The organism is Oleiphilus sp. HI0128, assembly GCF_001635365.1.
Genome location: NZ_LWGG01000506.1, coordinates 1 through 262, shown reverse-complemented (window position 1 = coordinate 262; position 262 = coordinate 1). Strand labels below are relative to the sequence as shown.

General features: G+C 43.9%; 1 pseudogene. It reads right to left on the bottom strand.

From position 1 onward, the window contains the following. Positions 1-171: 171 nt before the first annotated feature. Positions 172-262 (bottom strand): annotated as a pseudogene (locus A3763_RS06045) (QacE family quaternary ammonium compound efflux SMR transporter); the annotation flags it as partial.

Genomic DNA, 262 nt, shown 5'->3' with positions numbered 1-262 from the left:
TATAAATTTAAACAGTGCTTTAAAAGTTGCCATAACTTCGTTCTGAAACATAACGCCTTGCACAGCGGAAACTGTAGTGTAGTGGCTTTGTGCAACAATGAGCGAAGCGAATGCACAAAGCCGCGGAGCGGAGGTTTTCCGACTGGTGCAACTTGTTAGATGCATACTGGACTAATGTGCACTGGTTTTTGAAAGCAAGTTGAGAACAACAACGCCACCAACGATTAAACCCATGCCAACATACCCCCAAAGGTCAAGTTTT